Raw genomic sequence first — 23,626 nt, 5'->3', positions numbered from 1 at the left:
TCCATCATGCTATACTGTTGATTTATTGAACAGATAATCTATCAAAATGACAATGTAGGCTGTCATTAAGCCCAGAACTACAGAAATTAAATGGAAATATTCTTCATATTGAAGGGCGATGACTGCAGCTAAAGCGCCGGAAGCCAGTCGCGTAAATGTGCCAATCCCTCTTACGGAGCGGTTGTCTGAGGAAGCTTCTCCTAATTTGCGGATCTTTCTCTGCATGAGCCAGAGGTTGTAGTAGCTCAATGCACTTCCAAGCAGAAGTCCAAGGAAAATTGGCTGCCAAGGGGTAATCCCCCAACCAAGTACAAATAATGCCAGAAGGTAGAACATCCATTTTCGCTGACGGGTAATCATCTGATGATATCCTTGCATGTTAATCGTCTCCCGTATACGTCCGTACTAAATGAATGGTTCCATATGTACCTGCACCTAACCCAAGGAATAATCCAATGATTAAGAATGTGGGTTCAGTGGAATAGTGACTGTCCACCCATTTCCCTAAAAAAACACCTGCGAGCGGACCGCCTGCAAGCTGGGAAAGGATACTGCTGGTCAGCGCCATCGCTTTAAAAGGAGGGTCGTATTTTTTCAATCATTTCCTTCCCTTCCACTTTCAGGATGGCATCTGCAAGTCACCTATGAAAACCTTATCATTCCACACTATGTAAGAATACAATAGGGGTGGTTTCATGTCAATGTGTTTGTGATTAAAAATACAAAGGATTGACACCGTTCGATCACATTTCCGTCACAATTGTGACACAATCTTCCTGCATAAAAATAACCATGATTCCAAGGCCACGGATAAGCACCACAGAACCTCGTTCTGTGGTGCTTTTTTATCGGTTCCCTTCTATATATACAGGAAAGGCATAGCTGGCCTTCTCCCTTCCATGCACAATTTCCACCACTGCTGTATACATCCCTGCCAGTTCCTGATTACGGACAGAGACTTCACCTTCCACCATGCCGGCTTCCTGTTCCTCCAGCTCCACAAGGGTGGCTGTCCACATCATCGTCCCCGCACGATACAGGTCAATAACAATACTATCCACAGGATCAGAAAGGTGAAAACGGTAGTCGGCCTTTTCCCCAGCCGGCCACCTTTGGGTGAACTCAAATCCGGAAACCCATTCATAGGTCGATTTCTGATTCACGTACATATAAGGAACATTGTAAGACACACCGCCTGCTTGAAAGGACACGTACCCTTCCTGCACACCCTCGTCCAGGAAGGATCCATTCAACCCAAGTCCTATGCTTACTTCCTTTGTTTCATTTCCTTCAAGGCGGAACGGCAGTGGCAGTTCCCATGTCTCCCCCTGTTTTCTTTCCGGTTGTTGAAACCGGACCTCTACGGATTCGTCAGTTCGGTTTTCCAAGGTTAATGCAAGGTTTTTCCGCTCCAGCCGTCCCTCAACTTTTCCAATAACCATGTCCTCCTGATGAAAAAGAAGGGGTGGTTGAAGAGCTTCCGTCATATTGAATACCCCGGCTCCCTGTTCCGTCGGGAGAAATGTCTCTCCTTTTCCCTCCATCACATCCGCTGTACTAACCAACGCACTTTTGATCTCTTTCGGCGTCCAGTCCGGATGTGCTTCTTTCAACAAGGCCGCCGCACCGGCAATGTGCGGGGCAGCCATACTCGTGCCCTGCAGGGGTGTGTAGCCGCCCGGGACTGTACTCCACACGGCTACACCGGGTGCCAGGAGATCAGGTTTGACCTCCCAGTTTGTTGTGACAGGTCCCCGTGAACTGAATGGCGCCACCTGCTCATCCTCCGCAAGCATGACGGTTTCGACCCATTGATTCTGCTCGACGGCCTTTTCCTTCAGCCACAGCCCTTCCTTCTTCGTCAGCGAGGCTGCCGGAATCGGAATCCTGCTTCCATTCAGCCCGCCACTGAATGAACCCTCTTCATGATTGTAGATGAGCACAGCCTCCGCTCCCGCTTGATACGCCTTTAAGGCTTTTTCGAAAAAAGGCAGCCCTCCACGCTCAAACAAGACGATATGCCCGCGGGCATCAGAAACCTCTGTCTCCCCTGTCCCTGCAAAAACGACCGGGTACTTTTTTTCCAACGACCAGGGAACAGAGCCTGAAAGTGTCTGGATGTGTATGCGCTCTTTTTCACCAGGGATCTTCAGGGCTGGGACTTTCGTTTTCATAGAGGAGGCCCCGACGGTTACGGCAAGGCTGGAAGTGGCCGGTGAACCGACTGTCCACGCATCCGGACCTGAATTCCCTGCGGCAGCTACTACGACAACTCCCATTTCCACGGCTTTGTTGACAGCATGCGTCGTTGGCCAATCCGGCCCGTTCACATCATTCCCCAGTGAAAGGTTGATGACGTCCATGCCATCTTCCACAGCTTCTTCCAGTGCGGCGATGACCTGGACCGATGTCCCCATTCCCCCTGGACCGAGTGCTCGATACGCATACAAATCAGCATCAGGGGCCATCCCCTTCATCTCCCCATCCGCAGCAATGACTCCGGCAACATGCGTGCCGTGGATCGTCGCACCCTCTCCTTCTGTTTCCATTGGGTCATCATCAAAGTCCACGGTGTCGCAGCCTCCCTGATAATTTTTCGTTAAATCAGGGTGGGTGTAGTCCACACCGGTATCAATCACCCCCACTTTCACGCCCTTCCCTGTATAGGAACTCTGCATCTCGTTACGGAGCGTGTGGGTGGAGTAGGGGATTTCATCTGTGGCGAGGGCCTGATACTGGGTAACAGCGTGCTGATTCCTGACCGTTTCCATCCTCGCTGCTTGTTCAAGTTCATTCACCCGGCCCTTCACGGCTGCGGCATTCAACAGCGTGTCATATCGGGCGACCACTTCAAGCCTCGGAAACCTCCGCTCCAGCTCATCAACAAACTCTGCCACAGGCTGTTCCACTTCTATGATGATGGTGACCTCTTCATCCGGCTCGGGAGCACGAAAGCCTGAAACCATCAGAAAGACAGATATTATGGGAACCAAAAGTTTCATAACGGTGCGCTCCTTTTTAGGATAGCTTCTGCCAGTAGAGAACGATTATACTTCCATAAAAAAAGCTGAGCTCGAATGAGCTCAGCTTTTAGAGAAACCTTTTTTCTAGTGACTCCAAAGGATCGATCACCAATACTTGGTTATGGATAGGATCCTGTCTCCCCACAGGCATCGGCACGAGGAGCGTTCGGTGGTGACGCCTGCGGGAACAGCGCGAGCCGAAGATCCACTTGGTCCCATGGTTTTCTTGACCAAGTCAGCTGAGGCCGTGCCCGCGGCAAGCATCCACCGATAAGCGGAACGTGCCCTCTCAACATGACATACGGACAACTCTAACTGGTTATGATGAACTTTTTCTACAGACTGAAAGCTGAGCTCGAATGAGCTCAGCTTCCTTTTTATTCGTCAATTTCAAAAGCTGCCGGCTTTTCCTGCCTGCGGCCGAAATAATATTGGATGGCTTCTGCAATGCGCGCAGATGCTTGTCCATCTCCATAAGGGTTGGACGCCTTCGCCATCTGTTCATGCTTCTCATCCTCAGATAGAAGCTCATGAGCAAGGTGGAAAATGTGGTCTTCATCTGTCCCGGCGAGTTTTAACGTACCTGCTTCAATCCCCTCTGGACGTTCGGTCGTATCACGCAGAACAAGGACAGGTACACCGAGAGACGGTGCCTCTTCCTGCACGCCGCCGGAATCAGTCAGAATCAAATGCGCACGGGAAGCAAAGTTATGAAAGTCGATGACGTCGAGAGGATCGATCAATTTAATCCGGTCATCATTACCAAGAATGCTGTCCGCCGTTTCTTTAACCACTGGATTCAGGTGAACTGGATAGACAACTTCAATATCGTCGTGTTCCTGAACGAGGCGCTTAATCGCTCTGAACATCTGTTCCATATTGTTACCGAGGTTTTCCCTGCGGTGCGCCGTCATTAACACAAGACGCTTGGAACCCACTTCATCCAGTACAGCCGATTGATAATCACCCCGGACAGTCGTCTGCAGGGCATCGATGGCCGTATTTCCGGTTACGAAAATATGGTCCTCTGATTTATTCTCAGCGATCAGGTTATCCCTGGACTTGTTCGTCGGAGCAAAATGAAGATCTGCCATGACCCCTGTCAGCTGCCTGTTCATTTCTTCCGGGAACGGAGAGTACTTATTCCACGTGCGGAGTCCAGCCTCCACGTGCCCGACAGGAATCTGGTTGTAATAGGCCGCAAGGGAAGCAGCGAATGTCGTGGTCGTATCTCCGTGCACCAAAACAACATCCGGCTTCGTCTCCTTCATGACGTTGTCCAGACCTTCCAGCGCCCTCGTCGTTACCTGGGCCAGTGTCTGTCGATCTTTCATAATATCCAGATCAAAATCAGGAGTGATATCAAAAATCGTGAGCACCTGATCCAGCATTTCACGGTGCTGAGCGGTGACTGTTACAATCGGCTCAAACTGGTCACTGCGTTTTTTCAATTCCAATACAAGCGGAGCCATTTTGATGGCTTCCGGCCTTGTACCAAAAATGGTCATTACTTTAATTCGCTCTGCCATGGTGCTGCCTCCTTCTGTTGAGGAATAGTAGCCGTACGTTTACTTAGTGCCATATAGGCGGTCACCGGCATCTCCGAGACCAGGGACAATATAGCCTTTTTCATTCAGTTTTTCATCAAGGGCTGCCAGGTAGATATCAACATCCGGGTGCTCTGCCTGAACAGCTTCTACACCTTCAGGCGCCGCTACAAGGCACATCAGGCGGATTTGGCGTGCTCCACGTTTCTTCAAGGAGTGGATTGCTTCATTGGCAGATCCGCCTGTGGCCAGCATCGGATCGATGACAATCAGTTCACGTTCTTCGATATCACTTGGAAGTTTGACATAATACTCCACCGGCTTCAGCGTCTCAGGATCACGATAAAGTCCAACGTGACCGATTTTCGCAGCTGGAATCAGTTGTATAATTCCATCCACCATACCCAAGCCTGCACGTAAAATAGGAACAAGGCCGATTTTCTTCCCTGTCAGCACTTTCGCTCTGGCCTGTTCCACGACAGGCGTATCGATTTCCACTTCTTCCAATGGAAGATCACGCGTGATTTCAAAAGCCATAAGAGCAGCTACTTCATCCACGAGCTCACGAAAGTCTTTCGTCCCCGTCTCTTTTTTACGTATGTAGGTCAACTTATGTTGAATCAAAGGGTGATCCAGTACATAAACGTTTGCCATTGCCATTCACTCCTTCTCAAAATTTACATCCTTTAAATTGTACTGAAAAAGCCTCTCTCCTGCAACCCGGATTTCATTTCGATTTCCTTACAAAATGTTAATTTCCTTCATGAACAGCAGAAAAGAATCATTCACAGATGGATGGAAAAGGAAAAGAATCCATAAAGAAAGAGCTCCCTGTCTACAGGCAGCTCTTTCTTTATAAGCTTTTTTCTTTCTTGCCGCCAGGAGCGAAAGCCCCTTCCCTTTCCGCAGACGAGGAGCTTATCGGTGGCGATGCCCGCGGCATTCATCCATCGATATGCGGAAAGTGGCCCTTCACACGACTAATGGACAACTCTATATTGGAAGGCTTTTTGTGTCAGATGGATGAATAATTTAACGTCTGGTATAGAGGGAAGCGGGAAGTAAGAGCACGAACGCGCTTCTCTGCTTCTTTCATTTTCTCTTCGTCTTCATGGTGGTCAAGCGTGAAGGCAATCAGATCTGCGATTTCTTCCATTTCCGCTTCCTGGAAGCCGCGGCTTGTAACGGCAGCTGTCCCAATCCGGATGCCGCTCGTAACGAAAGGACTCTCGGGGTCAAACGGAATGGCATTTTTGTTCGTTGTCAGTCCGATGGCGTCCAAGGATTTCTCAACGACTTTCCCGGTTAACTCCTTGCTTCTTAAGTCCAGTAACAGCAGATGATTGTCCGTTCCGCCGGAAACAATATCCACTCCTTTATTTACAAGAGCCTCTCCAAGATGCTTCGCATTAGCGATCACCTGGCGGGAATACTGTTTGAATTCAGGCTGCAGCGCTTCTTTAAAGGAGACCGCCTTCGCTGCGATGATGTGCATAAGCGGGCCGCCCTGCATACCAGGGAAGACGTTCTTATCAATTTTCTTCGCAAACTCTTTTTCACAGAGGATCATTCCACCACGAGGACCACGGAGTGTCTTGTGGGTCGTTGTTGTTACAAACTGGGCATGAGGGACAGGGTTTGGATGAAGGCCGGATGCTACAAGTCCTGCAATGTGAGCCATATCCACCATCAGGTAGGCACCCACTTCATCAGCAATCTCCCGGAATTTTGCAAAATCGATTTCTCTCGGATAGGCACTGGCACCCGCAACAATCAGCTTCGGCTGCACTTCTTTGGCTTTCGCGAGCACAGCGTCATAATCAATTTTCTGATCGTTTTCATCAACGCCGTACTCCTCAAAGTTGTACAGTTTCCCACTGAAGTTCACTGGACTGCCGTGTGTTAAGTGACCGCCATGGCTGAGGTTCATGCCGAGTACAGTATCGCCGTGGTCCAATACTGTAAAGTAAACAGCCATATTTGCCTGGGCTCCGGAGTGAGGCTGTACGTTTACGTGCTCCGCTCCAAACAATTCCTTGGCACGATCGCGCGCAAGATTTTCCACGACGTCTACGTGCTCACAGCCGCCGTAGTACCGGCGCCCTGGGTACCCTTCTGCATATTTGTTGGTGAGTACAGAACCCATGGCTTCCATTACGGCTTCAGAAACAAAGTTTTCAGAGGCAATCAGCTCAATATTATCCTGTTGGCGTTGTCTTTCATTCTCCATCGCGGCAAAGATTTCTGCATCTGCTGTTTTTACATGATTCATCGTATTTCGTTCCCCTTTCATGGCTCTTAGTCACAAAACGCTCCTTCTGTATCCCTTTCATACACCGCCCGTGCTCCCCCGATGAGCGGAGGACGGGTTTTAGCTGCTGTCATATGGGCATGCCCCACTGTTTTCTGCTTCAATCGGACAGGAACAGCCACCCGCTTCAAATGCATGCCGATCAGGGTGTCTCCGATATCGAGACCTCCCGCTGCCTGTACAGCTTCAACAAGGACTGGATCCTTCAAATGCTTAAAGGCATAGGAAGCCATCGATCCTCCCGCCTTCGGAACAGGAACAGCCGCTACTTCCTGCAGCCGTTCACGCTCAAGCACGGAGCGTTCCACCACCAGAGCCCTGTTCAAATGTTCACAACATTGAAAAGCCAGGTCGACACCGTCGACAGACTGAATGTCCAGCAAAGCATGAAAAACAGATTCAGCGATCGCCTCGCTGCCGGATGTGCCGATACGTTCCCCGGCAATTTCACTGGTCGAACAACCGACTACAAACAATCCCTTCTGCAGAATATCGGATTCAAGCAGTTCATCTATCAGCTGCTTCATATCATTCTCCACATGATTCCATTGCGCCATTTCCCCGCACCTCCTTTGTTAAGTACCCGGAACACCGGTAACACAGGCTTTATGATAAAAAAGGAGAAGCTGATTCTGCTCCTCCTTTTTATCGCAGCGAAAGCTGTAAGACCTCCGCATTTCTATATCCCATTGTATTACTTATTTTCATATTCGGCAATCTTACTTACACGTCTTTCGTGACGACCAGCCTCGAAATCTGTAGATACCCACGTTCTGGCAATTTCCCTCGCCAGGCCGGGTCCGATGACGCGCTCTCCCATGCACAGGACATTAGAGTCATTATGTTCACGTGTGACCTTTGCCGTAAATAAATCATGTACCAGGGCAGCTCGGATACCTTTCACTTTGTTTGCGGAAATGGACATCCCGATACCCGTCCCGCAGATTAAAATGGCTTTATCAAATTCACCGGCTGCTACGCGCTCCGCTGCCGGTATCGCATAATCCGGATAATCCACCGATCCTTCACAATCACATCCGGCATCCTCAAACGCCACGTCCAGTTCTGTCAGGACCTCTGCTACTTCTCTACGCAAATTCACACCGCCGTGATCGGAGGCAAGAATGACTTTCATTTACGCACACTCCCCTCTTCTACATTCCACTATATCGTGCCAGTTTCCTATAGGACTGTCAATGAATAGAAAGAAGGGAAATCCTTATGTACACACGCCCCCCGAAGGGGTCCGTTTTTTATGACTGCTCATCCTTCAGCTTGTCCACGAGAACATCGATGTGTCGGCTGAGTTCATCCCTGGTCCTCCGATAGACATTCAGGCTTCCTCCGAACGGATCCGTAATATTCACATCCGGGAGCTGTTTTTCCAACCGTTCAATCCGGCTGATTTCATCGTCCAGCTCTTCACGGAGTCTGGATTCGAGTTCTTCATCATTGAGGTGATGGTATTTGGCGAGCAGGCTTGTCCGCTTTTCTTCAAAATGGCTGTACAGTTCCTTCAATTCCCCCCACTGATTTTCATCAATGAGCACGTACTCCTTCAGGGTGAAGAACTTCTCCTGATGGTCAGGATACTGAATCGCAAGCGTCTGCTTATGGCGGTCTGTCATTGTCAGAACAAGGTCTGCCCATTCAAGGGTTTCAGCTGAAACGGGGCTTGTCTGGTGGTTCAGTGACAGGTCGATTTCACGTAGAACGAGGCTGGAGTTTTCCGCGAGCGGTTCTCCTTTTCCGGCAAAAATACCGGCAGAACGCACCTTGTCCTGATCGTATTTTGATTTGAGAAGCGCTTCTGCCATCGGACTTCGGCATGTATTACCTGTACATACAAATAAGATATTCATTTCCAATTTCTCCTCATATAGAATCCGTTTTATTCCATCATATCACAGAGGATTCTCTTCCTGAAAGAATGCTCAAAATATAGCATAGAGGCCGAGGGCACACAGGATACTGCCTCCCAGGAGCTCGCTGTAAATCCCCAGGAAAGCTCCAGCCCTTCTTCCTATAAGAAAGCCCGTCCACGTCAACAGCATACTGAACAGGCCGAAAGAGGCAATCGTCATCACCACATCCGCCTCCCGCAGCCCCAGACTGAAGCCCACAGGAAAGCTGTCGATACTGACACTTAATGCAAACAGCCAGAAACCGACCCCGCTGAGACGATAGGAGACCGCGTGTTTTTCCGTAAACGAGGCAAACACAGTGTAGGCACCAAGACCGAACAACATAAAACCTCCAGCCATTTCAGCCCACTCGCTCGCGCCGGCAGACAACCACTGTCCGAGAAGCATTCCCAGTCCAGGCATGAAAATATGAAAAAGCCCGATGGCGATCCCTGTCAGCAGGACATATCTCATACGCACCGCCTGCATCCCTATTCCTAACGACACAGAGAAAGCATCCAGCCCCAAAGCGATGGAAAGCAGCAGCAGTGAAGATAATTGTTCCAACGAAAAACCCCCTCCCCGGACATGCTGTATCATCGTATGCACGGGGAGGGGGAGCTATGTCATTGGTCTTTGACCTTTTTCTCAGCAGCTTTATTCAAACGGTTCATCACAGCAGCACCCACCCCGGTTTCAGGGAAGGATTCGCACAAAATAACATCAACATCTGCTTCCTTGAATTCACGAAGAGCACCATACAAACCTTCCGCCACTTCTGAAAGGCGGCGGCGGGATCCACAGCGGATGATGCGGTCGTGATCCAGGGAATCCGCCAGTTCCCGGCTTGCAATAATCCCGATCCGTTCTCCACGGGATTTACACGCAGCCAGCGTTTCAGCAAAAAAGGAATCGTCCCCTTCCACAAGCCAGAGTGGCGCTTCCGGTGCATAATGCTTATATTTCATACCGGGAGACTTAGGAGCTTCGGCGCTGCCGGCCAAAGCCGGGTCCACGGCAACGCGTGGAAGCACGGTCTCTAAATCTTCCTTCGTCACTCCCCCGGGGCGTAAAATGACCGGAATCCCGGCAGTAATATCCAGCACCGTTGATTCCAGACCGACTCCTGTCGGTCCGCCATCAAGGATACCGGCAATCCGCTCATTCAGATCCTGATAGACGTGGGCAGCGGTCGTAGGGCTCGGACGGCCGGAGCGATTGGCACTCGGAGCGGCCAGCGGTGTATCGGCCGCCTCCAAAAGAGCCAGGGCCAATGGATGATCCGGCATACGGACAGCGACCGTCGACAATCCAGCCGTCACATTTTCCGCTGCGGATCCATTGCTTTGAACAATCAAGGTGAGCGGTCCCGGCCAGAAAGCATCCATAAGTTCAGCTGCTACCGGAGGAATTTCCACGGCCAGACTTTCCACCTGGGCGCGGTCCGATACATGGACAATCAAAGGATTATCTGAAGGACGTCCTTTGGCTTCAAAAATTTTCTGGACGGCTTTTTTGTTGGTTGCATCAGCACCCAGTCCATATACCGTTTCCGTCGGAAAAGCTACCACCTGCTGATTCAGAAGCAGCTCCGCCGCTTCCTTGACAGCTTCATCGTTTTTTTGTGGATGATTCAATCTTTTCCACATCTTCGTTTGCATACACATGGTCCGTACTCCTTTGTTCTAGGTAAATATCTACATATATTATGATGAATTCTACAATATATCGCAAATTTAGACATTATTCACAAGATGTCCTCAAGTTATCCACAAAAATACCCACATATCCAAAGAATCCGTTAGTAACTTGGAAGATAAATCCACCACTGTGCACAGGTTATCAACAACAAAAAGGCCAATTGTGAATAAGTTCCTTAGTTATTCACAATTTCGCATGTGACCCTTCATATATCCACAATCTTTTTTCGACATCCTCCAGACGGAAACCCTGATGCTGTAAAAGAAGGTCCAGCGTTTGGGAATGACTCTCCACGTGAAGCGGTCCCAGGTTCTTATCTTGCACATAAACCTGGATCAGCTCAAAAATCTGCAGGATTGTCCCAGGCGTCACCGCAGCCTGCACATGCAGTTTCTCCATTTTCCGACCGGCGGACACAGGCGTCAGACAAAAAGAGCCTACAACCTTATTCTCCTTAACCAACTGGAAGTTTTGATCGTCTATTTGTTTAATAAACATGATAGAATCCACCCCTTTGATTCACTCTATGAAAAAAGGGGTGGATTCTATGCTAGGAAAATAGACTTTCCCATATCTCTACAACGAAAAACTTCACTTCTTTTTCTTCCTTCTCTTCCTTCTCTTCCTTCACATCTTCCTCATTGTCCGAAGGTGTTTCTTCAGCTTCAGCTACACTTGTGCCGTTTGAAAAATCAAGGAAGCATAAAGGAGGAAACAAAACACACCACCAGTTGTCGCCAGTCCCTCTTCCAAGCGTAATCAACACCGCTTCATACTCTCCGGCTGGATAAATATAAGACCCGTAAAGCTTTGTTGGAAACTGGACGTTTTCCCCGTAATCCACCGTATAGGAGGAACGTTCCCCTTCGGCTTTCAACGTCTCTTCAACGATGACTTCCAATTCAGGCAGCCGAGCTTCAATTAACTGCCTGGCGGATTCTACAGATGTGAGGTCCTTCACCCATTCAGTAATTTCAGCATTCACTTGGTCGCGCACCTTCCGTTTGATACGCTGATCCTCCCCGTCATTGCTGTCTGCAAGAATCCGGAGACGAATCGCTTCATCCGGGATGACTTGATAATCTATGCCGGCTTCTGAGCGCTGCCCCCACGGCAGAACGGTCATAAGAATAATTAAACTGAATAATAGCAGTACACTGTTTTTCATCGTCCTCTTCCTCCCTGTCCCTTACTAGTTGCTAGTATGGGCAGGGAGGAAATATCTTAAACCATTGACCTATGAATCTATTAAAAAAACCAGATTTTTATTCTGTTTTCCTCCGGCTTGCAAAAACCATCCGGTCCCGTCCGTTGATATCTGTTCTGACCTCGGCCTGGAAGCCGGGCAGCAGTTGTTCAATCATAGACGAGACCTGTTCTCCCTGAAGCCATCCAATTTCAAAGGCGAGGAGAAGAGGCTTCTGTTCCGCATGCGCGACCTGAGTGAGAATACGCTTGTAGGCGGCCAGGCCTTCTTCTTCTGCAAATAACGCCAGAGAAGGATCAAAATCAAGAACGGTATCATCCATCAACGCTTTTTCTTCTTCAGAAATATAAGGAGGGTTTGAAATGAGAATATCAAATGGTTCATGCTGTACAGGGGATAGGAAATCACCCTGGTAAAACTGGATATCCACCTCGTGGCGACGCGCATTGGCTGCTGCCACTCTCAGGGCTGCCTCGGAAATATCCACAGCAGTCACATCACTTCCCGGTATTTCCAATGAAGCTGTAATGGCAATGATCCCGCTTCCTGTTCCAAGATCCACAATCTTTGGCGATGCTATTTTTTCGGCACGTGCCCATTCCATGACACCAAGGACAAGTTCTTCCGTTTCCGGGCGTGGGATGAGAACATCCGGCGTCACGTGGAACTCCCGGCCAAAAAAGGAAGCAGAACCAAGCAGATGCTGAACGGGCTCTCCGGTCTCCGCATGCGCCCGGACAGCATTGATGAAGTTCTTTTTCACTTCCTCATTCAGTGGTTCATCTTCATAGGCAAGCATTTTCGAAAAGCTCCATCCCAGATATCCTTCGAGTAAAAGCTGCGCGGCCTGGGTCTCTCTGTCATGCTCCTGCAAAAAAAGAGAAGCCCAGCGGCGGGCTTCCCGAATCGTCGTAAAAGTAGGCTGCATACTATTCACCAAGCTGTTCCATTTTTTTCGTCTGCTCTTCGATCAACAGGGCATCAATGATTTCATCCATGTTTCCCTGAAGAATCTGGTCAAGCTTCTGTAACGTCAAACCGATGCGGTGATCCGTCACACGTGTTTGCGGGAAGTTATACGTACGGATACGCTCGGAGCGGTCTCCTGTACCTACAGCAGATTTACGGTTTTCATCGTATTCTGCTTGTGCTTCCTGTTGGAATTTATCATAAACACGAGCACGAAGAACCTTCATCGCCTTCTCTTTGTTCTTGATTTGTGATTTTTCATCCTGACAAGATACAACAGTTCCTGTTGGTTCGTGTGTCAGACGTACGGCGGACATGGTCGTGTTGACACTTTGCCCCCCTGGACCACTTGAAGCAAACGTATCGACTCGGATATCTTTATCGTGCAACTCTACTTCGACTTCTTCTGCTTCAGGCATAACTACGACAGTCGCGGTAGAAGTATGAATACGTCCCCCTGATTCCGTTTCAGGTACACGCTGCACGCGGTGAGCGCCGTTCTCGAACTTCAGCTTTGAAAAGGCCATGTTTCCGGACACCATAAAGATAATTTCTTTATAACCGCCGACATCACTTGCATTTGCTTCAATGACTTCTGTCTTCCACCCCTGAGCCTCTGCATAGCGTGCGTACATGCGGTAAAGGTCACCAGCAAATAGAGCCGCTTCATCCCCACCGGCTGCGCCGCGCACTTCCATGATAACGTTCTTGTCATCGTTCGGGTCTTTCGGAAGCATAAGGACTTTCAAGCGCTCTTCAAGATCTTGTTTGCGTGTGGAAAGTTCATGAATTTCTTCTTTGACCATTTCCACCATATCCGCATCCATTTTGTCGTCAAGCATCGCTTTTGCATCATCCAGCTGCTCGGTCACTTCTTTATATTCACGATAGGCAGTCACGGTATCCTGCAATCCGGACTGTTCTTTGGAATACTCGCGCAGTTTATTCGTATCAGAAATTATTTCGGGATCACTAAGTAATTCATTCAATTTTTCATAACGATCTTCTAATGTTTGTAAACGTTCGATCAATGGTATGCACCTCTTTCTCCATAACAGTCTAATTATATTATAGAGCGCCTGGAGATACAACAACCCCGGAAAACCACCAAACAAAACCGGCACCAATACGGGGCCGGTCCACAGACGTCACTTTATTTTGACATGGATATCATAACGGGGGACTGCTTTGTAAACCGCTTCACCAACCTGGTCTTTCCACTCTTCCCGTTCTTCCTCTGACATGTCCTCTTCACCAGCTATATCAACGGTCACCCAAACCTGGTCCGCCTCCATGATGACACGTTTAACCGCCACCCCTTCCAGCTGCTGGGCGGCTGTCTTGATCAACTCGCGATCCTGTTTCAGTCCCCATGTGTGACCGACTTTATTTACGGATCGCGGGTTCTCATCTTCCATGGTCACTTCATTGTTCATTCCCATATTCTCTACATCGTCACGGCTCGTCTGCCCCTGATATTTTTCCACTTGTGTCCCACAGCCGGCAGCAAGCAGGCACAGCACAGCGGCTGGTATCAATACGTGCTGTTTCAAGGTATCACCTCTTATCCTTTTAGGCCTAGTATGACCAGAAGAGGTGAGGGTATGTAATAAGGTTCCGTGCAGCTTTCAACATGCTGAAACAAGCAGGACCTCGATGGCCTGCTGTTACACAAGTTTCCTTAACCGGCGGGGGTCCTCCTGAATGTGATATTCCAGCTCTTCACACAATTCCGCATAATCAAGGCACATCTTATATGTCCTGCCGGATCGGCTGTCCCCGAGTTTCAGACACTCGTCGGCACAGGAACGGCACACTTCCGCACACGATTGAGCTAAATCGCGGCTCAAAGGACTGTTTTTTCGAACCACTTCCACCGCATATTTATAGGCGTTCATGGATTCTTCCAACAAATTGGATTTCTCCATAAGATATGCGCTTGTTTTCATTTTTTCCACTCCTTTTCCGAGGGATAAAGAAGATAAGAATCCTCTGCTTTTCCATAGAATACCACATCCACGCCGATGAAAAACCTTCATCAGCACATCGAAGCACACCCAGTCCGTTTTAAGCATAAAGCTCTGTTAAAGTCTTTTGTTGATATTTTAATCGATTACTAAATCGTTTCCGTCTGGAATCAGGGGTCCGGTCCGCTATTTACTCAGAGCATGGGATGGCAGGGAAAACAGTCCGCTTTCCGCGGGGAACGAAGTTTGAGGAAGCTCACGTACCCCGTGGAAAGGGAGTCATTCCCAAGGCCGCCTCCTACAAATCCCATGACAGAAAGGGGTGATCTGAGCTCACATGTTACATAACAACACCAAGCAATAACAGAGCCAAGCATAAAAAAACAGCCGGCACCAAGACCGGCTGTTTTTAAAACAGGTTACTCCGCATAAGCGGCTTTTATTTCCTTCTGCCTGGGTTTGTTCGGCACTTCATGATGATGACGGCAGCGCGGCTCGTAGGATTCTGACGCTCCCACCAGAATAACCGGATCGTCATATGAGGCCGGTTCCCCATCAATCAAACGCTGCGTACGGCTTGCGGGCGATCCGCAGACCGGGCAGATCGCGTTCAATTTTGTCACACTTTCACTCAGAGCCATCAGCTCAGGCATCTTACCGAAAGGTTCTCCCCTGAAGTCCGTATCCAAACCAGCGACGATGACGCGTATGCCTTTGTCTGCGAGGCATTCGACTACTTCTACGATATGTTCGTCAAAAAACTGTACTTCGTCAATTCCTACAACATCCATCTCATCCGTGACCTGCTGCAGAATATCCAAAGAGTTTTTTACCGGCCGCGCCGTCACTGAAGTCCCATTATGGGAAACTACAGCATCTTCCTTATAACGGTCATCGATCGCAGGTTTGTACACGCGCACATTCAAGTTTCCAAAGGTTGCCCGTCTTACCCTGCGGATCAGCTCTTCTGATTTTCCACTGAACATGCTTCCGCAGATCAGTTCAACCCATCCGCTCTGTTTCATCACATACACGTCCACTGTCGCTCCCTTCTCCATCAATCAAGCTCAATCCAGCAAAATTGTTTCGTTTATCCTGTATCTCATCAAAAAAGAGCTTCCTCGGCAGACCCGGATCCCACCGCGGCTCAAACACCAAGGACAGCTCCCTAATATTCATACTTCCCCGGGAATCAGCTGTTCAGTCTTTTGAACCTCTTTTCCCGCATTTTTTTGACAAAAAAACAGGCAAACCTTTGAGACAATTTGCCTGTTTTTGTTCAAAATGATGATGTCCCCTTCCGTAGAAGGTGGATCATAATTATGAAAGGTTATATTTCTTCTTGAAGCGATCCACACGGCCGCCAGCTTTGTCAGCTTTCTGCTTACCTGTGTAGAACGGGTGAGACGCAGAACTAATCTCTACACGGATCAATGGGTAAGTGTTTCCATCTTCCCACTCGATCGTTTCTTCAGAAGTCTTAGTAGATCCTGTTAGAAACTTGAAATTAGAACTTGTGTCTAGGAATACGACTTTACGGTATTCTGGATGAATTCCTGCTTTCATGTTCTTCCACTCCTTTTTGCCCTGAATCCTTGAGAGACAGAGTTATTGTAAGAGCCGTCGAAGGTTCAACATACACCTTGTACTGAAACTCACATAGAAAGATTATAACAGGGGGGAGACCCCAATGCAACAACCAGTTTTTATGAATGGTCAGAGAAGGTGTTGTTTCCACCCACAGTCCCGCCAAAAGCCCGGCGGAGGGATCAGCGGCGCGCCGGTGAAGCTTTGCCTTTCATATCCTTGTCCATCAGATCGAAAAATTCGTCGTTGTTTTTCGACGCACGAAGTCGACGGAGGAACCGGTCAGCAAAATCATGGGAATCAGACATCGTTTTCCGGATGGCCCAGACTTTATCCAGCTGGGTCTGCGGAAGAAGAAGCTCTTCTTTCCTCGTACCGGACCTTACAATATCAATGGCAGGGAAGATCCGGCGTTCTGCCAGACTGCGGTCAAGATGCAGCTCCATGTTCCCTGTGCCCTTGAACTCTTCATAAATGACATCATCCATCCGGGAGCCTGTATCAACAAGCGCCGTGGCTAGAATCGTCAGACTTCCACCTTCTTCAATATTCCGGGCAGCGCCGAAGAAACGCTTCGGACGATGGAAGGCAGCCGGGTCAATACCACCGGATAATGTCCGGCCACTTGGCGGGATGACCAGGTTGTACGCCCGGGCAAGACGGGTGATGCTGTCCATCAGCACAATCACATCACGCTTGTGTTCCACAAGGCGCATCGCCCTTTCCAGTACCAGCTCCGACACTTTGATATGGTTTTCCGGGACTTCATCAAAGGTCGAACTGACGACATCCACATCCGGGGCAACGGACCGTTCGATATCCGTCACCTCTTCCGGACGCTCATCGACTAACAGAATAATCAGCTTTGCATCGGGGTGATTGGTGGAAATACTGTTTGCCATCTGCTTCAGCAGCATCGTTTTCCCTGCTTTAGGAGGAGCGACAATTAAGCCACGCTGTCCATATCCTACGGGAGCCATCAAATCCATAATTCTTGTGGAAAGCTTTTTCGTTTCCGTCTCCAGTTTCATATGTCTGTCAGGATAAAGCGGTGTCAATGCCGGGAAGTGGACACGCTCCTTGGCGGAATCCGGGTCCTCTCCGTTGACCGCATCTACGTGAAGCAGCCCATAATATCTTTCGTTTTCTTTCGGCGGACGGACTTTTCCGGACACCTTATCCCCATTACGCAGGTCAAAACGACGGATCTGGGAGGCAGAAATATAAATGTCCTCTGCACTTGGAGAATAATTAATCGGACGCAGGAAACCGAAGCCTTCAGAAGGAATGATTTCCAGAATGCCATCCATAAACAAAAAGCCGTCTTTTTCTGCCTGAGCTTTCAGAATGGCAAAAATCAATTCACGCTTCGTCAGCTTTGCATAATAAGAAACTTTATACTGCCTGGCTTTTGTATAAAGGTCCTTTAAGGTCAATGTTTCTAAATTGGAGATTGTTAAATCTGCCACGTAATCACCACTCTTTTCATTTCTTATCGCTTGGATACACGTACCTGTCCCACTAAAGGACCGGGCGTTCATGGGTCACCATCTGCATCAATAGGCCCTTTCCGACCCTGAACCCAATCAAGGTATGGATGGACCCAATTTATAGGTTCTTGGAATTAAATGTGAACGGAGTCAACGACTTCTCAAAGTGAATACTTGCAAAGAAGAAAAAGGAGAAGTTAAGTGAAGTAAAAAAAAGAAGCCTAAAGAAGCAAGTGACATGATCCTTCTAACTCATAAACAACATTCATTGTACTCCTGTCACTCAAGAGTTTCAATGTTATTTTTTCAGAAGATGCTGTGAGGATAGGAAAAGGAAAAGGAAGCCGCCATTTCCGGCTCCCTCTTCCTCTCCTTCCCACCCACAGCGCGTACGACACACGGGAGGCGGTTCTCCTGCAGTCCCTCTGGAGAATAACGCCCCAGGTGAAAACTTAAGAGTTTTGGAACTGTTCGATTTCCTCTTCCGACATTTCCTCATACCAAACGTCGGCGCCCAGATCAATCAGCTTATTGGTTATATTTTCATACCCTCGTTCGATATGATCTACTCCGGTGATTTCTGTAATTCCATCTGCCATTAAACCGGCAATCACTAGAGCGGCACCAGCTCTTAGATCGGTGGCTTTCACCTTCGCGCCCTGAAGCTTGGAAGGACCGGTCACAATCGCTGATCCCCCCTCCACTTTTATGGAGGCATTCATTCGTCTGAGCTCATCCACGTGCTTGAAGCGGGCCTGATAGATCGTATCGGTGACAACACCCGTCCCTTGTGTCTGTGTAAGCAGGGAAGTGAACGGCTGTTGAAGGTCTGTCGCAAACCCTGGATAAACGAGTGTCTTGATATCCACACTTCTTAGTTGTTTCCCGGGACGTACATACAGCTGCTCATCATTTTCTTCAATGGTCACGCCCATTTCCCTGAGCTTGGCAAGCAGGGACTCGAGATGCTGGGGAATGACGTTATCAATGACCATCCCGTCTCCCTGGGCTGCTGCCATAATGGTGTAGGTACCGGCCTCAATCCGGTCGGGGATAATCGTATGCAGACATCCCTGCAGTTCCTGCACCCCTTCGATGCGGATGACGTCTGTACCCGCACCTTTGATTTTGGCGCCCATGCTCGTCAACAGGGTGGCCACATCAATGATTTCCGGCTCTTTTGCGGCATTTTCAATGACGGTTTTCCCTTTTGCCCTGACGGCAGCAAGCATAATATTGATAGTCGCTCCAACACTGACTACATCGAGATAAATACGTGCGCCTCGAAGTTCTTTCGCTCTTAGATAAATGGCGCCCTGTTCGTTCGTCACTTCCGCCCCAAGAGCCTCGAAACCCTTGATGTGCTGGTCGATCGGACGCGGGCCCAGGTGACAGCCGCCGGGAAGCCCGATGACCGCTTTATTGAAACGGCCGAGCATAGCTCCCATGAAATAATAGGAAGCCCGAAGTTTTTTCACCTTCCCGTTCGGGAGCGGCATGTCCACCATATTGGACGGATCGATATGTACGGTTCTGCCTTCCTTTGCCACCGTGCCACCGATCTCTTCCAGAAGATCAGCCAAAATACCAACATCCGATATATCCGGCAGGCCTTCAATCGTTACAGGGGATTCAGCTAAAATCGCAGCTGGAAGAAGAGCAACCGCACTGTTTTTGGCGCCGCTCACCCTTACCTGTCCCCGCAGCGGGGCCCCGCCTTTTACTAATAGTTTACGCATGGAAAACTCCTCGCTTTAAAGGTCAAGATTTTCACTTATTATGTGCAATTTTTACCAAATCACACATTATTTTTGGTTGTTCCAGTCATTCAGGAATTTTTCGATTCCCTGATCCGTCAAAGGATGCTTTACGATTTGATTCAGAACCTTAAAAGGAACCGTTGCAATGTGTGCACCATGCAGGGCCGCTTCCGTGATATGAACCGGATGGCGGACCGAAGCAGCGATGATTTCTGTATCAATCGCATGACGATCGAAGATTTCTGAGATTTGAGCGACTAATTCCATGCCGTTCTGGCCAATATCATCAAGACGGCCGAGGAATGGTGAAACGTAGGAAGCGCCTGCTCTGGCTGCCATCAGCGCCTGATTCGCTGAAAACACAAGCGTGACGTTTGTCTTGATATTCAAGTCACTGAATGCTTTTACAGCTTTTAACCCTTCCATTGTCATGGGAACCTTTACGGTAATATTCGGCGCAATGGCTGCAAGTTCCTTCCCTTCCCCAATCATTCCTTCTGCGTCTTCAGAAATGACCTCCGCGCTGACAGATCCGGCTACTTCTGCCGTAATCTCTCTTAAGCGGTCGTGAAAAGAAACGCCTTCCTTGGCGACGAGACTCGGGTTTGTCGTCACACCTGCAAGAATGCCGAGAGCATTGGCTTCGCGGATATCCTCAATATTGGCTGTATCGATGAAAAATTTCATAATCTCCACTCCTCTTCCCTTTGTGTTGGATGCTCAACCATGAAAAATGTCGAATGATTGCGTTTTCATTCATGCTTAAAAGGAAACCGCTACAGGGGTAGCGGCTTCCTTAATACAGAGGTTCTTACGCTTTGTTGGAAGAACCGAATTCGCGCATCTTGCCGATAACCGTTTCTTTGATTGCGTCACGGCCTGGTCCAAGATATTTACGAGGGTCGTACTGTTCAGGCTGGTCAGCAAGAACTTGACGTACGGCTTTCCCTTGTGCGATCTGGTTTTCAGTGTTCACGTTAATTTTAGCTGTACCGAAAGAAATAGCTTTCTTAATGTCAGCCGTCGGGATTCCTGTACCACCGTGAAGAACAAGCGGCTTGTCTACAAGTCCCATGATTTCTTCCATGCGGTCAAAGCCAAGGTTCGGTTCACCTTTGTAAGGGCCGTGGACAGAACCAAGTGCCGGCGCAAATACGTCAACATTTGTTTCGTCTACCAATTGCTTACACTCAGAAGGGATCGCGTAGGCAGCTTCAGCATCGTCTACGATCAAGTCATCTTCCTGACCACCTACACGGCCAAGTTCTGCTTCAACAGATACGCCGTGGATGTGAGCAAGCTCAACAACTTTTTGCGTTACAGCGATGTTCTCTTCCAATGGATCGTGAGAAGCATCGATCATGACAGAAGTAAATCCGGCGTGGATCGCTTCTGCACATTTTTCGAAGCTGGAACCGTGGTCAAGGTGAATCGCAACCGGTACAGTTGTACCGTAGGCTTTCATAAGGGCCTTCACCATGTCAACGACTACGTTGAAGCCGCCCATGTAACGTCCGGCACCTTCAGAAACACCAAGGATGACCGGAGACTGCTCTTCTTCTGCAGCCTGCAGGATGGCCTGGGCATATTCTAGGTTATTAAGGTTGAACTGACCTACACCGTAGCGTTCTTCCTTCGCTTTTTCCAGCATTTCTTTCATTGATACTAGTGGCATGAAAGATATCCTCCTTTGAATAACGTGCTTTCCCTATTTACAAGTCTGTTTCCATACGAAAACACACCATGCAAGTTTGGTTACAGTAATAGAATACCAATACCCTTCTTATGGTGCAACAATAGGAGGATTATATAACGCTTACATTAAGAAAAAAGTCATGAACGGCTGTGAACAAGCGTCCCATTTACCATTTCCTTCAAGTTATGGATATCAAAAGGTTTTGTTATGATATGCGTGACAAAATGGAAATCGATGTCCTTTCTTACTGATTCCTCCGAATCCCCTGTGATAATCATAACTGGAGAAGAATCGTTCATTTCCTCAAGAAATTGGAGAACGTCTCTTCCATGCATGACAGGAAGATTATAATCCATGATGATAAGGTCAAGGTTCTCTTCCTTCACCACCTGGCACGCTTCTTTACCTGTTTTAGCCGAAATGGTCTCATGGCCTTCTGCTTTCAGGATTTCTTCAAGCAGTAACCGGATCCCCGGCTGATCATCGACAATCAGGATTTTATTCGTCATTCTTTCTCCCTCCCTTTCCATGATCGTGTACTTTTTCTCTCATTCCTTTAGTTTCGAGGCGCCCCCTGTCATTTCCTGCCTACAAATGGATGCGTTGTCATATTTTCTGGAATCAAACTGGAATTCGACATCATTCTTCTCCCTGACATGAAAAAGCCTCTTCTGTCAGAAGTTTTTTGAACAAGAAAGGCTGGCGCGGTCCTCCGCTCCAGCCTTTCTTTCCAGCTCTTTTATTGGTAAGTTTTCATAGCTGCTCCGATAAAGCCGTAGAACAACTCCTGCGGACGAGTCGGGCGTGATTTGAATTCCGGGTGGAACTGGCTCGCCACGAACCAAGGATGATCTTCCACTTCGATAATCTCAACAAGACGGCCGTCAGGGCTTGTTCCTGAGAACTTGAAGCCGGCTGCTTCCATCTGTTCACGGTAATGGTTGTTAAACTCAAAACGATGGCGGTGACGCTCATAGACGACTTCTTCCCCGTAGGCTTCCAATGCTTTGGACCCTTCTTTGAGGCGGGACGGGTAAATGCCCAGTCTCAGCGTCCCGCCAAGATCAGATACCTCTTTCTGCTCAGGAAGAAGATCAATGATCGGATGCGCGGTAGATGGATCGATTTCTGCCGAATGCGCTCCTTCAAGACCGAGGACGTTACGGGCAAATTCAACCGTTGCCAGCTGCATCCCCAGACAAATGCCGAGGAATGGGATGCGGTTTTCGCGTGCATACCGGATGGCATCAATTTTCCCTTCGATGCCACGGTCCCCGAATCCGCCTGGAACAAGGATGCCGTCTACACCGTTCAGTTCAGCTTCCACGTTGGCCGCATTCAGCCCTTCTGAATTGACCCATTTCACTTCGACATCGGAATCGTAGCTGTATCCTGCGTGTTTCAGGGCCTCTACAACGGAAATATACGCATCCGGAAGTTCTACATACTTACCGACAAGCGCAATTGTCGTCTTGTGCTGCAGGTTTTTCACACGATCAATGAGCTTATTCCATTCGGTCATATCGGCCGGTGCACAGTCCAGACCGAAGTGGTCGCATGTCAGCTGGTCAAGTTTCTGCTCCTGAAGGTTGATCGGAACATTGTAAAGCGTATCAGCATCCGCCATTTCAATGACCGCTTCCTTGTTGATGTCACAGAACAGGGCAATTTTCTCCTTCATATCTTCGGAAATTTCCATCTCTGTACGAAGGACAATCGCATCCGGCTGAATGCCGAGAGAGCGCAGCTCTTTCACACTGTGCTGGGTCGGTTTTGTCTTCATTTCACCGGCCGCTTTCAAGTAGGGTACCAATGTACAATGCAGGTACATGACGTGCTCGCGTCCGATATCGCTCTTGATCTGGCGGATCGCCTCAAGGAATGGCAGGGATTCGATATCCCCGACGGTTCCGCCGATTTCTGTGATGACGACATCTGCATTCGTCTCATGACCGGCACGGAATACACGGTCTTTGATTTCATTCGTAATGTGCGGAATAACCTGAACGGTTCCGCCGAGGTAGTCGCCGCGGCGTTCTTTTTTAATAACGGTGGAGTAGACTTTCCCTGTTGTCACGTTACTGAATTTATTCAAATTGATATCGATGAAGCGCTCGTAGTGACCAAGGTCCAAATCGGTTTCAGCGCCGTCATCTGTAACGAAAACTTCCCCGTGCTGGTACGGGCTCATCGTACCCGGGTCTACGTTGATGTATGGATCAAATTTCTGAATGGTTACTTTCAAGCCTCTGTTTTTCAATAATCGTCCTAATGAAGCAGCTGTAATCCCTTTTCCTAGAGATGACACCACTCCGCCTGTTACAAAAATGTATTTTGTTGCCACGTCAAATCCCTCTTTCTCTATTTGTATTAATTAGTTATTTACTAAAGCTTCAATTTGATAAGGGGATGTAAAAACAAAAAACGCTCCCCGTCATTGCCGGGGAGCGTTTGGATTCCGTTC

Annotated in this window: 25 protein-coding genes; all 25 read right to left on the bottom strand. The window is 48.7% G+C overall.

Annotated features, from left to right (window positions below; all coding sequences use genetic code 11):
- Positions 1-9: 9 nt before the first annotated feature.
- The 25 genes from ACXAJH_RS09615 to ACXAJH_RS09495 all read right to left on the bottom strand — a co-directional run bounded on the left by ACXAJH_RS09615 (position 10) and on the right by ACXAJH_RS09495 (position 23,506).
- Positions 10-378, bottom strand: coding sequence for an ATP synthase subunit I (locus tag ACXAJH_RS09615; protein ID WP_027954729.1), 369 nt, complete (start codon positions 376-378; stop codon positions 10-12).
- Position 379: 1 nt separating this feature from the next.
- A complete protein-coding gene (locus ACXAJH_RS09610; protein WP_027954728.1) occupies positions 380-598 on the bottom strand; it encodes an AtpZ/AtpI family protein in 219 nt (72 codons plus the stop codon).
- A gap of 247 nt (positions 599-845) precedes the next feature.
- Positions 846-3,002: a S8 family serine peptidase gene (locus ACXAJH_RS09605; protein WP_474993739.1), complete on the bottom strand. Its 2,157-nt coding sequence runs from the start codon at positions 3,000-3,002 to the stop codon at positions 846-848.
- A 398-nt stretch (positions 3,003-3,400) separates the two neighbouring features.
- Positions 3,401-4,552, bottom strand: a complete 1,152-nt coding sequence (gene wecB / locus ACXAJH_RS09600) for a non-hydrolyzing UDP-N-acetylglucosamine 2-epimerase (RefSeq protein ID WP_474970852.1) — start codon at positions 4,550-4,552, stop codon at positions 3,401-3,403.
- A 39-nt stretch (positions 4,553-4,591) separates the two neighbouring features.
- Complete coding sequence (upp, locus tag ACXAJH_RS09595) at positions 4,592-5,224, bottom strand: uracil phosphoribosyltransferase (protein ID WP_027954725.1); 633 nt, start codon at positions 5,222-5,224, stop codon at positions 4,592-4,594.
- Positions 5,225-5,585: 361 nt separating this feature from the next.
- On the bottom strand, positions 5,586-6,842 hold the full coding sequence (gene glyA / locus ACXAJH_RS09590) for a serine hydroxymethyltransferase (protein ID WP_474969755.1): 1,257 nt from the start codon (positions 6,840-6,842) through the stop codon (positions 5,586-5,588).
- Between the two features lie 26 nt (positions 6,843-6,868).
- Complete coding sequence (locus ACXAJH_RS09585) at positions 6,869-7,438, bottom strand: TIGR01440 family protein (RefSeq protein WP_474993737.1); 570 nt, start codon at positions 7,436-7,438, stop codon at positions 6,869-6,871.
- A 137-nt stretch (positions 7,439-7,575) separates the two neighbouring features.
- Complete coding sequence (gene rpiB, locus ACXAJH_RS09580) at positions 7,576-8,016, bottom strand: ribose 5-phosphate isomerase B (protein ID WP_474969757.1); 441 nt, start codon at positions 8,014-8,016, stop codon at positions 7,576-7,578.
- A gap of 118 nt (positions 8,017-8,134) precedes the next feature.
- Positions 8,135-8,743, bottom strand: coding sequence for a low molecular weight protein arginine phosphatase (locus ACXAJH_RS09575; protein WP_474969758.1), 609 nt, complete (start codon positions 8,741-8,743; stop codon positions 8,135-8,137).
- A 72-nt stretch (positions 8,744-8,815) separates the two neighbouring features.
- On the bottom strand, positions 8,816-9,352 hold the full coding sequence (locus tag ACXAJH_RS09570) for a manganese efflux pump MntP (protein ID WP_474969759.1): 537 nt from the start codon (positions 9,350-9,352) through the stop codon (positions 8,816-8,818).
- A gap of 59 nt (positions 9,353-9,411) precedes the next feature.
- Entirely contained in the window at positions 9,412-10,446 is a 1,035-nt protein-coding gene (locus ACXAJH_RS09565; protein ID WP_474970444.1) for an L-threonylcarbamoyladenylate synthase, read from the bottom strand.
- Between the two features lie 223 nt (positions 10,447-10,669).
- On the bottom strand, positions 10,670-10,984 hold the full coding sequence (locus tag ACXAJH_RS09560; protein WP_474969760.1) for a hypothetical protein: 315 nt from the start codon (positions 10,982-10,984) through the stop codon (positions 10,670-10,672).
- 52 nt (positions 10,985-11,036) lie between these two features.
- Positions 11,037-11,654, bottom strand: a complete 618-nt coding sequence (gene spoIIR / locus ACXAJH_RS09555; RefSeq protein ID WP_474993736.1) for a stage II sporulation protein R — start codon at positions 11,652-11,654, stop codon at positions 11,037-11,039.
- Between the two features lie 97 nt (positions 11,655-11,751).
- Positions 11,752-12,621, bottom strand: coding sequence for a peptide chain release factor N(5)-glutamine methyltransferase (gene prmC / locus ACXAJH_RS09550; RefSeq protein ID WP_474993735.1), 870 nt, complete (start codon positions 12,619-12,621; stop codon positions 11,752-11,754).
- Position 12,622: 1 nt separating this feature from the next.
- A complete protein-coding gene (gene prfA, locus ACXAJH_RS09545) occupies positions 12,623-13,693 on the bottom strand; it encodes a peptide chain release factor 1 (protein WP_027954715.1) in 1,071 nt (356 codons plus the stop codon).
- A gap of 117 nt (positions 13,694-13,810) precedes the next feature.
- Entirely contained in the window at positions 13,811-14,215 is a 405-nt protein-coding gene (locus ACXAJH_RS09540) for a hypothetical protein (protein WP_474969763.1), read from the bottom strand.
- A 114-nt stretch (positions 14,216-14,329) separates the two neighbouring features.
- The gene (locus ACXAJH_RS09535; RefSeq protein WP_474969764.1) at positions 14,330-14,611 is read right to left on the bottom strand and encodes a four-helix bundle copper-binding protein; all 282 of its coding nucleotides are present in this window, start codon (positions 14,609-14,611) and stop codon (positions 14,330-14,332) included.
- 437 nt (positions 14,612-15,048) lie between these two features.
- Entirely contained in the window at positions 15,049-15,663 is a 615-nt protein-coding gene (locus ACXAJH_RS09530) for a thymidine kinase (protein ID WP_474970445.1), read from the bottom strand.
- A gap of 286 nt (positions 15,664-15,949) precedes the next feature.
- A complete protein-coding gene (locus ACXAJH_RS09525; protein ID WP_008632303.1) occupies positions 15,950-16,195 on the bottom strand; it encodes a type B 50S ribosomal protein L31 in 246 nt (81 codons plus the stop codon).
- A 203-nt stretch (positions 16,196-16,398) separates the two neighbouring features.
- On the bottom strand, positions 16,399-17,685 hold the full coding sequence (gene rho, locus ACXAJH_RS09520) for a transcription termination factor Rho (RefSeq protein WP_474969765.1): 1,287 nt from the start codon (positions 17,683-17,685) through the stop codon (positions 16,399-16,401).
- A gap of 473 nt (positions 17,686-18,158) precedes the next feature.
- A complete protein-coding gene (locus ACXAJH_RS09515) occupies positions 18,159-19,445 on the bottom strand; it encodes a UDP-N-acetylglucosamine 1-carboxyvinyltransferase (protein ID WP_027954709.1) in 1,287 nt (428 codons plus the stop codon).
- A 66-nt stretch (positions 19,446-19,511) separates the two neighbouring features.
- Positions 19,512-20,153 (bottom strand): fructose-6-phosphate aldolase, encoded by a 642-nt coding sequence (gene fsa / locus ACXAJH_RS09510; RefSeq protein ID WP_027954708.1) that lies wholly within the window; start codon positions 20,151-20,153, stop codon positions 19,512-19,514.
- Positions 20,154-20,277: 124 nt separating this feature from the next.
- A complete protein-coding gene (gene fba / locus ACXAJH_RS09505) occupies positions 20,278-21,141 on the bottom strand; it encodes a class II fructose-1,6-bisphosphate aldolase (RefSeq protein ID WP_474969766.1) in 864 nt (287 codons plus the stop codon).
- A 158-nt stretch (positions 21,142-21,299) separates the two neighbouring features.
- Positions 21,300-21,671 carry a response regulator gene (locus ACXAJH_RS09500; RefSeq protein WP_474969767.1) on the bottom strand — a complete coding sequence of 124 codons (372 nt, stop codon included), beginning with the start codon at positions 21,669-21,671 and terminating at the stop codon, positions 21,300-21,302.
- A 230-nt stretch (positions 21,672-21,901) separates the two neighbouring features.
- Positions 21,902-23,506, bottom strand: coding sequence for a CTP synthase (locus tag ACXAJH_RS09495; protein ID WP_474969768.1), 1,605 nt, complete (start codon positions 23,504-23,506; stop codon positions 21,902-21,904).
- Between the last annotated feature and the right edge of the window lie 120 nt (positions 23,507-23,626).

It is taken from the genome of Halobacillus sp. ABD4_316 (genome assembly GCF_056161385.1).
This window is presented reverse-complemented; position numbering and strand designations above follow the sequence as displayed.